Source organism: Fusibacter sp. QWL-12, assembly GCF_058683495.1.
This window is the reverse complement of record NZ_CM178745.1, coordinates 2661616-2676395: the sequence shown is the minus strand read 5'-3', so window position 1 is coordinate 2676395 and position 14780 is coordinate 2661616. Positions and strand designations below refer to the sequence as shown.

15 protein-coding genes are annotated in these 14780 nt (G+C 36.2%); 5 read left to right on the top strand and 10 right to left on the bottom strand.

The window, feature by feature from the left end:
• Window positions 1–109: 109 nt before the first annotated feature.
• The 7 genes from rpsA to acpS form a co-directional block, all read right to left on the bottom strand.
• Window positions 110–1261, bottom strand: a complete 1152-nt coding sequence (rpsA, locus tag AC4PID_RS12875) for a 30S ribosomal protein S1 (protein ID WP_492132410.1) — start codon at window positions 1259–1261, stop codon at window positions 110–112.
• A 29-nt stretch (window positions 1262–1290) separates the two neighbouring features.
• Window positions 1291–2031, bottom strand: a complete 741-nt coding sequence (locus AC4PID_RS12870) for a WecB/TagA/CpsF family glycosyltransferase (RefSeq protein ID WP_492132409.1) — start codon at window positions 2029–2031, stop codon at window positions 1291–1293.
• Window positions 2032–2045: 14 nt separating this feature from the next.
• The gene (csaB, locus tag AC4PID_RS12865) at window positions 2046–3131 is read right to left on the bottom strand and encodes a polysaccharide pyruvyl transferase CsaB (RefSeq protein ID WP_492132408.1); all 1086 of its coding nucleotides are present in this window, start codon (window positions 3129–3131) and stop codon (window positions 2046–2048) included.
• On the bottom strand, window positions 3124–5286 hold the full coding sequence (locus AC4PID_RS12860) for a DUF5693 family protein (protein WP_492132407.1): 2163 nt from the start codon (window positions 5284–5286) through the stop codon (window positions 3124–3126). The genes csaB and AC4PID_RS12860 overlap by 8 nt, the downstream gene beginning before the upstream one ends.
• Window positions 5287–5336: 50 nt before the next feature.
• Complete coding sequence (locus tag AC4PID_RS12855) at window positions 5337–5705, bottom strand: type II toxin-antitoxin system PemK/MazF family toxin (protein WP_492132406.1); 369 nt, start codon at window positions 5703–5705, stop codon at window positions 5337–5339.
• A gap of 89 nt (window positions 5706–5794) precedes the next feature.
• The gene (gene alr, locus AC4PID_RS12850) at window positions 5795–6967 is read right to left on the bottom strand and encodes an alanine racemase (RefSeq protein ID WP_492132405.1); all 1173 of its coding nucleotides are present in this window, start codon (window positions 6965–6967) and stop codon (window positions 5795–5797) included.
• Window positions 6968–7040: 73 nt separating this feature from the next.
• Entirely contained in the window at window positions 7041–7412 is a 372-nt protein-coding gene (gene acpS, locus AC4PID_RS12845; protein WP_492132404.1) for a holo-ACP synthase, read from the bottom strand.
• Window positions 7413–7500: 88 nt separating this feature from the next.
• Between acpS and AC4PID_RS12840 the strand changes: the two genes are divergently transcribed.
• Window positions 7501–8037: an HD domain-containing protein gene (locus tag AC4PID_RS12840; RefSeq protein WP_492132403.1), complete on the top strand. Its 537-nt coding sequence runs from the start codon at window positions 7501–7503 to the stop codon at window positions 8035–8037.
• On the opposite strand, the gene AC4PID_RS12835 is transcribed toward AC4PID_RS12840, so the two are convergent.
• Window positions 8027–9211, bottom strand: a complete 1185-nt coding sequence (locus AC4PID_RS12835) for an MFS transporter (RefSeq protein WP_492132402.1) — start codon at window positions 9209–9211, stop codon at window positions 8027–8029. The two genes, AC4PID_RS12840 and AC4PID_RS12835, sit on opposite strands and share 11 nt — an antisense overlap.
• A gap of 400 nt (window positions 9212–9611) precedes the next feature.
• Between AC4PID_RS12835 and AC4PID_RS12830 the strand changes: the two genes are divergently transcribed.
• From AC4PID_RS12830 to AC4PID_RS12815, 4 genes are all read left to right on the top strand, one after another.
• Window positions 9612–10082: a UBA domain-containing protein gene (locus tag AC4PID_RS12830; RefSeq protein ID WP_492132401.1), complete on the top strand. Its 471-nt coding sequence runs from the start codon at window positions 9612–9614 to the stop codon at window positions 10080–10082.
• A 91-nt stretch (window positions 10083–10173) separates the two neighbouring features.
• Window positions 10174–10677 (top strand): hypothetical protein, encoded by a 504-nt coding sequence (locus AC4PID_RS12825; RefSeq protein ID WP_492132400.1) that lies wholly within the window; start codon window positions 10174–10176, stop codon window positions 10675–10677.
• A 105-nt stretch (window positions 10678–10782) separates the two neighbouring features.
• Window positions 10783–11472, top strand: coding sequence for a response regulator transcription factor (locus AC4PID_RS12820; protein WP_492132399.1), 690 nt, complete (start codon window positions 10783–10785; stop codon window positions 11470–11472).
• Window positions 11456–13270, top strand: a complete 1815-nt coding sequence (locus AC4PID_RS12815) for a sensor histidine kinase (protein WP_492132398.1) — start codon at window positions 11456–11458, stop codon at window positions 13268–13270. The genes AC4PID_RS12820 and AC4PID_RS12815 overlap by 17 nt, the downstream gene beginning before the upstream one ends.
• Window positions 13271–13348: 78 nt before the next feature.
• On the opposite strand, the gene AC4PID_RS12810 is transcribed toward AC4PID_RS12815, so the two are convergent.
• Together AC4PID_RS12810 and AC4PID_RS12805 are read right to left on the bottom strand one after the other, a co-directional pair.
• Window positions 13349–14023, bottom strand: coding sequence for a HutD family protein (locus AC4PID_RS12810; protein ID WP_492132397.1), 675 nt, complete (start codon window positions 14021–14023; stop codon window positions 13349–13351).
• A gap of 60 nt (window positions 14024–14083) precedes the next feature.
• Window positions 14084–14776, bottom strand: coding sequence for a YjjG family noncanonical pyrimidine nucleotidase (locus tag AC4PID_RS12805; protein WP_492132396.1), 693 nt, complete (start codon window positions 14774–14776; stop codon window positions 14084–14086).
• Between the last annotated feature and the right edge of the window lie 4 nt (window positions 14777–14780).

Here is a 14780-nt window from a genome sequence, read left to right as displayed (position 1 = left end):
AACCATTTGATAAAATATTACCCCTTTATCGCCACCCTAATCAGCGATGCGGAAAAACACATTAGAAAACATCAAAAGCCACAGATTCAAGAATCTGTGGCTTCATTCATTATTTAAGGTTTAATTTTTTTAGTTTATCTCCAAATAGATCGGATAAGGTAGTGTTTTGAACTTCTTCTTGTGCAAATTCTTCGTAATCTGCTTCATCGATTGATGCAACCGCTTTCATGCTTAGTGACATTCTATTTGCAGTAGCATCTAGTTCAATAATCATTACTTCAACCTCATCGCCAATTTGAACGATGTCTTGCGGACGTGACACATGTTCTTCTGATAGCTCAGAAATATGAATTAAACCTTCCACACCTTCTTCTATTTCAACAAAAACACCAAAGGTCATATACTTAGTCACTTTACCAGTCACGATATCCTCAACTGCATAGCGCTCAGTAATTGTCTCCCAAGGGTTTTGCTGTACCTGTGCCAATTTAAGTGAAATTTTTTCTTTATCACGATCAACTGATAATACGATAACTTCTACTACGTCGCCTTCTTTTAATACTTCAGATGGATGTTTGACTCTTCTCCATGACATTTGTGAAATATGAATTAAACCATCTACTCCACCTAAATCTACAAATGCACCGTAATCGGCGATCCTCACAACCGTCCCAGTCATTTTATCTTCAGGGCTGATTCTTGATATTAAATCTGCTTTTTTTACCGCCATTTGCTTTTGAAGGATCGCTTTGTGAGAGGCAACTACCTTTTTATTTTCACTTGAATATTCCGTTAAAATTACTTCAAGCGTATTGCCTACGTATACTGCTAGATCTGAAACATAACTCAATGATAACTGCGACGCAGGAATAAAGACACGCGCCCCTCTATATAGGGCAACTACGCCACCTTTAACGGCTTCTTTGACTTTAACTTTAAAAGATTTTCCACTATTAAATAACTCTTGAAATTCGTCCCAGATGATGACTTCATAGGCTTTTGTTAACGAAAGCATTACGTTGCCATCGCCATCATCTAGTTTCATAACGTAGACTTTAATCTGATCGCCTTCTCTGAAGTCCATTGGATTGCCATCAGGAAGTTCTGCTTTGGGTAATATACCATCTGCCATATAACGAATGTTTACCATAACTTCGTCAGCATTAGATGAAATCACTGTTCCCTCTACAATATCTCCTGTATAAAGCTTCTCAGTCATTCCAAATTGATCTAGCATTTCATCCATAGTTTGATTTTCCATATCTACCTCCAAGTCAAAATGTTATATTTTTAGCCTTCAATATGCTTTGTGAAAATCGCTTTTATCATAAATTTTGGTAAGATCATCATTCGTCCCAAACGAGAGGGTTGTTTTAAGAGACGATAAAACCATTCTAAGCCCAGTTTACGAAAAACAAGAGGCGCTCGCTTTACATTGCCCGCCCAAACATCTAATGCACCACCTACACCCATTGCAACGGATGCGTTTAGCGTTTTCTTATATTTATGAATCCACTTTTCTTGTTTTGGCGCGCCTAGTGCAACAAATACAATATCCGGTTTTTTTTCGTTAATTTCATCAAGAATTTTCAGTTCTTGGCTTTCATCAAAGTAACCATCTCTAAATCCAGCAATGGCTAAGTTTGGATATTTTGCCAGAATTTTCTCTGCAGCATTTTCTGCTACACCTGGCTTGCCTCCAAAAAGATAAATTGACTTTCCAGCGCGGTTACAATATTCAAGCATCAAGCCCATCACTTCAATTCCAGGTACCCTTGATTTTATCCCTAGATGATGTACTTTTGATGCCAAAACGACTCCGATGCCATCAGGAACAACCATATCACCTTCGTTCAAAACGTTCTTAAACTCAGGATCTTCATTTGCCATCATCACGATTTCTGGGTTTGGCGTGTAGATGGTTTTTAATCTAGGTGAAGTCATAAAAGTAATAAATTTTTGATTTGCCTCATCTAGAGTAACATTATCAAATTTTACACCAAAAATCTTAACTGTCGTCTTATCCGACATATATCCTCCATTTACTAAAGCACTTTTTTTAACATCTCATCGTTATGCGCAAGACAATCCTTTAACTTCTGTTTGGCTGCCAAAACTTTTACGATAGATTGCTCGTAATCTTGTTCCAACTCTTTTACACCAATTTTTATCGAATCGATATTAAAGTTTCTCATGGAGCAGACCGGCTTCATGTCTATCATATCCATAAAATTCTCAATCTTTGGATCGTAACTTATGCCCACAAATGGCACTTCTGCTACCAAAGAGAAAATCAATGAATGAAGACGAGAGCCAACAAGAATGTGCATATTTTGTAGTAAGCTCATAAATTCATCAGAGTTATATTTATCCGTTATAAAATAAACGTGTTCATCTGTATCCATATGAATATCATTGTAGATTTTAGTATCGTTTTTATAGTAAAACGGTATAAAAACAACGTTATATTCTTGCGCAAGCTCATTTGCTAAAGTCACTAGAGCATCACGTCTTTCTTGATCTCTAAAGTCTTTTTGTCTAATGGCAATTGCTAGATTTTTACGAGAATGATCCACGATTCCAAGCTTGCTTAAAATCGCTTCACCTTTATCTAAAGACTCCATTGGCATACCAACCACTAAGTCGGCAGAAACAGTAACTTTTTCAGGTTTAACCCCTATCTCAATTAAAAGCTCTCTGGAATTATTATCTCTAACGGTTGAATGATTGACTCGATTAAGTACTCTTGCAACATGCTTTCGATTTGAAGGTCGATTAATTGGGCCAATGCCATTGCTAATTAGAAATACTTTTTTTCTTAAGAAAAGTCCCATTCTTAAAATAGCCAAATAGTAGTGAATGCTTCTAGCACTGGTATCATCTTGAAGCAAACTGCCACCACCACTGAGTAGAATATCCGATTTTCTTATCGCATTAAACACCTTAAAAACATCACGTCGATTAACTGCCTGAACAGGAAACTTAGACATGGTTTCTTCAGGGTTATGCGATAAAACTGTGATTTCAATCGATGCATCTAGATCCATCAATTCCTGTGTCAAGGCCTTCAAAATAGCTTCATCTCCGATGTTATGGAATCCATAAAAACCGGAAATCACAATTTTACTCATATTTTTTACTCCCAAAATAAGACACAAATGCCCTATTGATTAGTTCTAACACTATGATAACAATTGCACCAATAACCAATGAAAAGACCATTGAGGTTAAGCCTCTTACAGTTGATAGATAAACTGGTGCACGTGAATGGCAAAATGTGTTTACAACAGAAGCAAACCCAATTGTCGCCGCAAAAAGACACGGAAACAGTAGCTTTTTGTAATTTCTAGCTGCGAAGAATATACCAGCTGCTAAAGCAGGAAAGGCTAAGAAAATTTCTTTATTCCTAGGTCGCGCCAATAGTATATCCTCAAGGAAGTTTCTAAAAATCAATTCTATGTCCAATATTTCAATACTTGTCGTATGTCCAGATCTAGCGATATAGATATAAAATACACCTGCTAACGCTGCAACTACTAATGCATAATAAACCTTAACGTCCTCAAATAAGAAACGTTTAATATCTGAAACAAAGAATGAATTGTCGTTAATGTCCTCTAAATTACGTCTGTAGCCATATTTAATAATATAGATCACCACAAATGCGACGATTGGGAAAACCAAACTCACTTTAACCCCTCTAAAGAAGCTAATCTCAAGTAGATAATCTGCTCTAGAAAGGTAGCTTGCAACATAAAGACCACCAACGATACAAATAATCACCGATACACTCAGGGCAATAACAAATTTGGTTAAAATACCTTTAAGTGTAAATACTTTTTTACTTAAAACCAAATCTTTTGTGAACTCAATTGCAAATAAAATCGCCAATGTTGGGAAAATGTTAGCCGCTGCAAAAGCAAAAATTTCCAAGCTCAAATTTGGTGCAACAAAATTCATGCCCACAATACCCACTAGTCCTAAACCTAAAAGTATCGTACCAAATCGATCTGACATATCAAATATCAACTTTAATAGAATCAATCCAAGGATGAGCAAACCAAATGCTGAAAGGATTACCAAATAGATTGAAGTATTATGATATGGCATAACAGAAGGTTTACCAATAGTAATATTATGTGCCTCTAATCTCTTAGCTAAGCCATCAAAAGTGACTTTATATTCATCTAAATCAGTGAAGTACGTAAATTTACTGTCTTTATATGGTCTAAAATAAATGGTGCGAATGTTTCTTTCAGTAATGGCTCTATACATGGTATTCTCAATTTCTTTTCCACCCTCATAGTAGCCAAGGTAATTGTATCTTTGTTGAATGTATTCAATCATTGGGAATACACGAACGACATTGTACTCAAGGTCTCTTGCTAATACATCGATGCCCTTTTGCTCCGTAAAGCCCAATTGATCAGCAGCTTCAACCATTGCTATCGGTAAATTGAGCTCTTTTAATCGATCGTATAAAGCCAAATCATAGGTTCCCTTTTCAGAACTATAACTCATGATTTCTCTACCATTAAATATAATGGCATTGGGCATTGCACTATATTTCTCAACGTCATCAAAATAAGCATCTACAATTTTTGTGTTGTAATGATCAAAATTACTTGGTCTTAAGTTGACTTCTAATCCTGATGCTTGAATCTGTCCTACTTTTTCAGGATCAAAGCCTAATCCAATATCTTCTATAGTTGAAGACACTGCTACTCTCGGTAATTTAACCCCTCTTGATAAATAATCTTTATACCGAATATCTTCTGAATAATAAATGTCTTTAATCGTACCGTTTAGGACGATGGTTTTAACTGACTCATCAAAAAAGGTATAAAAAGCTTCATCGTATCTCGCTTCAATGCCACTTTTCATAAACTCAAAAAGAGAATCATCATAAGTTCTGACCACGATGCTATAAGGATCAACCTCTCCAGACGCCAAAAATGCAGCTGCCTTCTCACCATACTTAGAAGCCCAGTCAATATCACTCTTGACATTTTTTAGTAGATCATAAGAGATTGCCTTTTGTTCATCTACCATGGAAAAAAGTGTTTCTTCTTTTAATGCTACTCCAGTTACACCGGCATCTTTTAGCTTAGCAAACATTTCCTCAGCAGTTAACCCCTGCTGATCGGCCATGATTGCAAACTCTTCATAATCAGCGAGTATCTCAACACTCTTACTCTGCTTTTCTACGTTAACTCTGCCTAGAACTAAGGCACTTGTTGCTACTAAACTTATTAAAAGTATCGCCAAATATATTTTTTTTCTCAAAGTCGCCTCCGTCATCATCATGAAAAAACCTGCATATAAATATACAGGTATTATGTAGCATCATCATATAACCCTAAGCTAATTATTAATGCTTTGTCAACTCTTACCATCACATCATCTTCTAGCTGTCCGAGCTTTTGTATCAATCTTGTTTTGTCAATCGTTCTCACTTGTTCCAATAGGACAACTGAATCTTTTAACAACCCAACCTGAGAAGCTCCAACTTCTACATGGGTAGGTAGCTTAGCTTTCGCAATTTTCGCTGTTATAGCTGCGATAATCACTGTAGGGCTATATTTATTTCCAATATTGTTTTGTATAATCAATACAGGTCTTTGTCCACCTTGCTCGGATCCCCTAACAGGTGAAAGATCTGCAAAAAAGACATCGCCTCTTTTAATAGTCACGCTTTTAATCATCTCCAATCAAATATCCGTTTACCACTATGCTATTACACATAGATAATCTTAATCATACCACAATTTCACTGATTCTACCACATTCATGTCTATTTTTGCCTCAAAATTGTATCATAAACCATTTCACAGGTTCCTTTTCGATGATAATGCCTTGGCACACGTTTACCGATCATACAAACAACTTCGTAGTTAATGGTACCCAGCCAAGTAGCAATTTGATCTATTGAAAGTGCTTCACAATCATCTTTACCAAACAAGGTGACGATATCGCCAACAGAAACCTTAAGCTCGTCAGCTGCAATCATACATTGATCCATACAGATTCTGCCAATAATTGGCTTTAACTCTCCTGAAATCAATCCTTTTGCCTTTCCAGTAAGGAGTCTTGTATAACCATCTGCATAGCCCAGAGGCAAAGTCGCAACTTGCATCGGTTTTTCCGAAACAAATTTCAATCCATAACTAACGCCTTCACCTGCTTCGATCATCTTAACATGAGAGACTTTAGCCTTCAAAGCCATAACCTGTCTCAGCACAACTTTACTCATATCTACTTCAGTAGAAGGATAAAGTCCATACATCATTATACCCGCTCTAACCATATCGAAATGATATTCTGGAAAATCAATAATGCCTGCACTATTACAAATATGCTTTATTGGAATGTTGACACCCTTTGCATTTAACTGCTCAACAAAATCAGTGAACTTGCGTGCTTGCATATGCGTAAAGGTTTTATCGGTCTCATCCGCAACGGCGAAATGAGAAAAAATGCCTTCTAACTCAAGGCGATCTAAGTTCGCTATTTGAACCACATCATCCACCGACGCTTCATTACATTCAAATCCAATTCGACGCATTCCAGTATCTAGTTTAACGTGTACTTTTAGTGTTGATGTCATACTTGCAGCAATTCTATTAAAATAAATGGCTTGCTCCAAAGAATAAACGGTTTGAATGATTCTAGCTGAGATTGCATCATGGATCAATTCATCAGGCGTATAGCCCAACACCATTATTTCAACACTAGGGAAAGAGCTTCTTAACTGTAACGCCTCCGATAATGTTGCTACTGCAAATCTATCAGCGCCATTATTTAGCAAAGTTTGACCAATTTGAATCGCACCATGACCGTAACCATCTGCTTTTATAACAGCAGTAACAAGTGCTTCTTTTTTTGTCACCCTTCTTACTTCAGAAATATTATGTGCTAGATGATCCAAATTTATTTCCGCCCATACTGGTCGTGTTGATTGATTCATGTTCAAACCTCACTTATATAAATTTCGTACCCCATCCATTTTAACGCTTTTTACAATCGATTACCACACTTTTTTACGCGGATTCAAAGATTGCCATTGCAAATGCTATAGCGTGTTCTGAAGTATGTGAAAGCGATAATTCAACCCTTTGAATTTTCAATTGATTTGCTTTTTCAAGCGCACCATTATAAAGTATGACGATAGGTTTGCCTAACGCATCACGCTCAATACTAATGTCATTTAAATTAAACCCACGAATGCCTGTACCAAATACCTTTGATACGGCTTCTTTTCCAGCAAAATTTGCCGCTATCGATTGAAGTGGATTACTTTTCTCCGCGAACAGAGCACGCTCAGCTTCAGTAAAATTGCGTTCTAAAAAACGCTCATTTTTCTCAAGTGATTTTTTTATTCGATTCAATTCCACCATATCTACACCAATCATTTATAACTCCTTGTAAACATTTTAAAATTCACATATATTTAATGTGCTTTGCTTATGTTAAAATATAATCAAAACATAAGGAGCGACTATGCATATCTATAAAGCGATCCACACAGCCATAAAAGCCCATGAGGGTCAAATTAGAAAACTTGATCAAGACATTTATGTTGCCCATCCTATAGAAGTCGGTATGATATTGGCAAAAAACAATCTATCTGATGAAGTTATCGTTTCAGGTATACTCCATGATACCGTAGAAGATACGCCATTAACTCTGGATGAAATAGAACTTGCATTTGGACCAATTGTCAGACTTTATGTGGACTACTGTTCAGAATGTGATAAGAGTGAAACTTGGAAAAATAGAAAGCTCAACTACCTTTCCCGATTAAGAACAGCACCGATTGATGTTCTATTCATCGTCTGTGTCGATAAGCTTACGAACATTAAAAGCATTTACAGAAATCTCAATGCGTTAGGCGACCAATTATGGAACCGTTTTAATGCCGGCTATGAAGATCAAAAATGGTATTACTATGAAATACTAAACTTGCTTTCTCCAATAGCAGATCATCCACTTTATTCAGAACTTGAAAAACAGGTCCGTTTGGTCTTTAATCATTAATTTCTTCCACTTTTTCTGCTTCAATTTCTTCCGATTTCTTTTGGTTGATTTTCCAGTTTGCAAAGGTACATAGAATTAAAACTGCAGTAGAAATTGTAAGAGTTGTTATTATCGCCTCAGTTCCCCAGATGTCTGCAAATTTACCACTTAGGTACGGAATACTTGATGCACCCATGCCGCCACCAGAAATCACAAGAGCCGTCGCTAGCCCAGATCCCTTGATATAAGGATTAGCATCCGCTAACGTCAATGGATAGATGCCAGACATCGAAGCGCCAATTATAATTACTGAGATTAAAATCGGCATCCATGTATTTGAAACGATAAAAAGAAGCATCCCAACAATTAACGAAACACTTGATATGAAAATCATAAACACTTTGCTAATCTTTGAACCTAGTAAACCGATACCCAATCGACCCAATATCATGGTTAGCCAAAGAACTGAAAGCAAACTTTGTGTTGAAGTGTCATCAATAGAAGTTGATTCCTTTATATAACTGGTCATCCAACCACTAAATCCATTTTCAACCCCTACATAAAAGAATAAAATCGCCATAAATAATCCAATCTTTTTCAATTCAAGTTGATTAAGCTTGGATTTTTTCACTTCTTCATCTACTAACTCAGGTAATTCCAGTCTTAAATTGACCGCAAAAGACAATGCAGAAAAAACTGCCAATAATAAGTAAAAACTTCTCCAAGTTAGACTTAGTTTCATTAAAAAACCAAATATTAAAGGCGATATAAATGCGCCAACACCAAATGACATGTGTAATAGTAGCATTGCTTTCCCGTCACCTTTTGTAGCATCGTTCATTATGACATTGCCTGTCGTATTATAAAAACCCCATCCAATTCCCAAAACGGCAACTGAAATAAAAAAGAATGTCTGATTCATTGATAGTGCAATCAAAACAAGACCAAGGACATAACCGATATTTCCCATCAGAAGTACACGCTTATGGCCCATTTTATCAATCAGTAGACCACTTAAAAAACCATTGATCAAATAACTGAATGAGAATATTGCGAGAATTAATCCCCCAAGTTCGTAGTTAAAATTAAAGTTCTCTCTTATGTAAGGCATCGTTGATCCAAATGAAATGACGATCATACTCATAACGCTGAAACCGTAATAACTGCTAAATATCAATTTTCTATTTTTTTGCATGTCGCCCTCCTTTAAAGCTTGAATCTATTTTAGTTTATTGCTTTTATAAGGATAAGTCAACCTGCCATTTTTTACCATTAATATTCAAAAAAAAAGACGCATCCAATGCGCCGGAATTGACCATTTACATTTATTTAAAAAGGGGGATAAATGTAAACGCTTATGCAATTCAATCATATAACCTGTCAACGTAAATGATATTATCATTTGAGAACTATTCAGTCAATAGATAAACTATTAACATTCATTAATGGTCGCTTAAGGTTTCTTAACAATTGATTTTATCTAGTTACTAAAGGATTTCTATCTATTTTCTAACCTTATGTTGGTTTCGTATTAATGTCTTAATCCTATAATGAATTCAAATCCAACCGAAACACATTTAAAGGAGGAAAATAATATGTCAGTTACACTCGAAAATATTGATACGATCATAGGGCGCACAGGTGTTAGTTATAAAGTCGCAAAAGAAACTTTGGAAGCTACAAATGGTGACGTCGTAGAAGCAATCGTTAGAATCGAACAAACAAAAGCGAATCGTGAAGAAGAATCCAGATCTACAAGAGAGAAAGCATTTGAAGAAAAGAAAAATACAGTGATGTTACAACTCAAATGGCTAGGCAAACAAGTTGTTAAAGTTGCCAACAAGCTGATGGTCATCAAAGTTCAGTGGAAGAAAGAAGATCATGTTCATCTGCAATTGCCAGCATTGGTCGTTTTACTAGTTGGTCTTTGGACATTACCAGTATCTATCTTTGTTTTACTCGCACCGCTTCTCTTTGGTATCAAAATGGAAATCGTAAGACAAAGTGGTAAAACAACTGATGTCGTAGATTGGGTAAAAGAACATACCCCAAAATCAGAAGAATAATGTTTCTATCCAAATTTTAACCAACTGTTGGTTTTGGATTAATAATCACATGTTACACTAGGTGTATAAGATCAGTAAGGAGGAATTCAATATGTCAGTAAGTTTAGAAAAAATTGATATGCTCATGGAGCGCGCAAATATAAGTTATAAAGAGGCAAAAGAAGCTCTTGAAATGCACGATGGCGATATGGTAGAGGCACTCATCTATCTTGAAGCATCTAACAAGACAGAACAATCTAGAAACACAAGACACCAAAGACCTCAAAGACCTCAAAGACCTAATCCGCATCAATCAAGAAGAAACAACCAAGGTGATTTCTTTGATGATGTTAGAAAATTCTTTGGTAAAATGCACAAAACAAACTTCATAATTGGCAACAAAAACAAGAAAGTTCTTGATTTACCACTTACAATTGCAGCAATCATCATATTATTTACATTACCATTCTCGCTTTTCCTACTCATTTTGCCTTACATCTTTGGCTACAGCATTAGTATCCTTGATGCAGAAGGCAAAAATGTAAACTTCGAGAAAACATTTAAATTCGATGGTGAAAAAGAAGCTTCTAAAAAAGAAGAAGATCGCATGGAATAATGTAAAAACAACAGGGAGAAGCCTTTAGGTTTCTCTCTTTTTCACTTTTAAAAACATCTTCAAAATGCTATAGTTGTATTAGAAGACTTAATCTTGGAGGAATAGATGCAAAGAATACTGGTAGTCGAAGATGATGTGAAAATAGCACGTTTTATCGAGCTTGAACTCAAACATGAAGGCTTTGAAGTTGAAACCGCAAATGACGGAAGAAGCGGTCTTGAAAAAGCCCTAGATGGTAATTTTGATTTGATTGTACTAGATATTATGTTACCTGGTTTAAACGGTATGGAAGTTTGTAGAAGAATTCGCTTAAATTCAGAGGTTCCAATCATTATGCTTACTGCAAAAGACGATACGATGGATAAAGTAATGGGCTTGGATTTTGGTGCAGATGACTATATGACAAAGCCGTTTGCAATTGAAGAATTATTGGCTAGAATTAGACGTATTTTTAGAAAAGCAGCTACACCAGCCCAATCCAATACAAATCTCTTTAATTCAGGTAAGTTAAAAATTGACTACAATCAATACATCGCCTTTTACGATCAGACGCCTATAGAGCTCACTAAAACCGAGTTTGATTTGCTCCATTATCTTGCTGAAAACCGCAATATTGCACTAACTAGAGAGCAAATTCTAGACAAAGTTTGGGGATACGATTATTTTGGAGAAACAAAAATAGTAGACGTTTACATTCGCTATCTTAGAAGTAAAATAGACGATTGTTTCAGTACTAAATTTATACACACTGTTAGAGGGGTAGGTTATCTATTTAAAGATGAAGATCATAAGTAAAGACACTCTTCAGCAAAATAGCAATGCATCAAATAACACAAGAAAAGAACCGGTACGCTCAAACGAATCCGTTCGGGCAAACAAGCCTACGACTTCTAGAAAAGAAGCCTTAGTTGAAGTGCCCAAAAACAAACCTACGCATCGTGGCAACTCGAACACTAACAAAGCTTCAACATCGACAAAAAAAGAAGCCAGTATACCCAAAGCCACTAAAACTTCAGAATCAAAAGCGAAGAAAAAAACCTCTCAGGCTGAGTTAAAACAATCTCGTATGACTCACATCCAAAACGAAAAGCAAAAAAGAGACACTGGGCAATCTTATCTTTCAGTTTCTTATGATCGTTTTGTTTCTCTTCTGAGATTTAATATAACTTTTAAGTTAACCATTGGCTATGCCATTAGACTACTTTTTTTGATTGGGTTATTGTTCTTTATCGTGTATGTCTCCTTCTCATATTATTTGTTTTATGAGGCCGGACAAGATCTAAAAGAAGACATTCGATACGTTGCAGAAATTGCACAAAGTGAAAATACCTATAACGCATCGACCATAACAAATTATGTATCCTATAAGAATGTAGACTATTATGTTTACGATCAGAACTATCAGCAACTCTTTAGTAGCAACGAGGATGTTCTCGCTTTTGACCTTGCACTTTCAGATTCTGAATATAATTTAAGTACTTTCCCAAGTTTTCCAAACATCTTTGAAACGGATACGATTTTACTTGATGAAGATCAACTCTATTATGTTGCATTGAGATCTAACATGATGATTGAAACCAATACCATAGAAGCGACTTTTCCGATTGGATTTGTCCTTTCACTGGTTCTGGTACTCACATCTATTCGTTCCGCACAAAAGATGGCAAAAAAACATATGAAACCTATTCTATCCATGACAGAAGATGTTAAAGATATGTCTGCAAATAATTTAAATACGCGTCTAAACGTCAGTGGTACGAAAGATGAGCTAAAGGATTTGGCATTTACATTTAATCAAATGTTAGATGATATCCAAAAAAGCTATGAGCGTGAAAAGCAGTTCGTTTCCGATGCCTCTCATGAACTTAGAACTCCAATTGCCGTTATTAAAGGCTATGCTGGCATGCTAAACCGTTGGGGTAAAGACGATCCAGCCATTTTAGAAGAGAGTATACAAGCGATTTTAAGCGAAACCGACAACATGCACAGTCTGGTTGAAAGTCTTTTGTTCATCGCAAGAAATGATAAAGGCACACTTAAGATGGATTTAAACACCTTCTGTTTATCCGATTTAGTGGCAGAAACCATAAAAGAAACGAAGCTAATCGATAGCCAACATATTTTAAATGAACAAGTGGAAAACCAGGTCGTGGTTCACGGCTCGGCTGATAAGCTTAAGCAAGCGTTGCGTATCTTTGTTGATAACTCGATTAAATATACACCTGATGAGGGTGAAATAAAAATTTCTCTCAGAAAGTCTGAAAAGCATGCCATTATTACTTTAGCAGACAATGGTATCGGGATTTCAAAAGAAGATTTACCCAATATATTTGATCGCTTTTATAGAGCGGATAAGTCTCGTACCAAAATGAGAGAAAATCAGCACGGTGGAACTGGGCTTGGTTTATCTATCGCTAGGATCATTATAGAACAGCACGGTGGTAGAATTCATGTGGATAGCGAGCTGAATGTTGGTACCACTTTCACACTATTTTTGCCATTGGCTACTGCTGAACAAATGGCAGAAGTTTGTCAAACCAGTGTAGAACCAGATGAGTCAAATCAAAGTGATGATGTAGTTGAGAACGTGTAAATAATAAAGCCTATGAATAGAGTCTCAATTTGACTGCACTCTATTCATAGGCGTTTTTTTAGTTTGTCATATACTAAACTACTCCGTTTCACCATAGGTCAACGCAAATAGGATGATATTAGGACGTTCATGGCGCATATGTTTAACTTCGATCGCTTTCATCTTATCAATTTCATCGATTTCATAATGAATAAAAACAAGCTGATCTTTCCCTATTAACCGATTTTCTAATATGGATTCAATTGCTTCACTATTAAAAACCATTTCACCTTCAAAGGATAAAAACCCAAGCGTTAATTTTTTGCCCATGTGAGGTAGTCTTTCATCAAAGGCCTCTGGAAAAAGCGTTTCCAATCGCTGGCCCTCTTCAAATAACTTTACACTCTTTAAAAGTCCAAAGGTGTTCTCTCGCATCATCAAATTAAAGTCTTTCGCCTTGCCTTTGCTAACAGTATCCCAATCCCCTCTAAAGCAATGCGCTTCATAAGGGTTCAAGGTGATGCTATAAAGCGCTTTTTCTTGATATTTATGTTCCAAATGAAGCGCTGCATCGATGGGCATAATCCATCTTTTTACACCATAGAGCGCTGTGAATGTGGTTTCGTCGGCATCGACGGTTGCAGAGCTAATTCGCCAATCAAACTCTCGTTTTGCATAATCGCCGTTCTCTGGATAAATGTACAGTTGTGTAGTGTTACCATGTGCCCATGTAGACGTATTATAATGCGACTTTTCAATAATATCCCATTTCATAAGTTCCCTCCAAATGATCCCTATTGCTATTTTAGTGTTTTTAAAGTTAAAATGATAGCTTTAAATTAAAATGGAGAGCAAATCTTTTAAATGATTCACCTGAGCGATGTAAGTCGGATTTTGAGGCGATTTTACTGATTTCAAGTTGATCCAGATGGCATCAATGCCAAATTTATATGCCCCTTCAATATCGGCTTTAAGTGAATCACCAATCATCAAAACTTTCGTTTTTTCAGTTGTTTTTACTAGTGAAAGTGCTTTGTCAAAAATTTCAGGTTCAGGCTTGCTATAACCTACAGCTTCTGAAATAACCAGATGCTTGAAAAATTTACCTATAGGTGACCTAGACATACGGTTTTCTTGTACCGTTTGTATGCCATTGGTTAATGCGACGAGTTCATATCGACTAGATAATTGCTCAATAACTTCCAGCGCATCAGGAATAGGATGAATGCCCTCGCCTAAACGCGCTGTATAAAACTCACTAATTTCAATTGGATCATGATTGCTACCCAGTTTATCTATCAAACGAATGAAACGTTCTGTCTTAATCTCACCACTTGTGATTTCACCTCTTTCAAGCGCTTCCCACAAAGGTTTATTAACACTCTGATAAAGGTCGTGAAAGATTTCGTATGTTAATTCTGAGTTCAACTTTTCCTTTGTGGCAATCAAAGCTTCTTTTTCCGCCGCTTCAAAATCGAAGAGCGTATTGTCTAAATCAAATAATAAAACTTCATATTTTGGTATCACCATT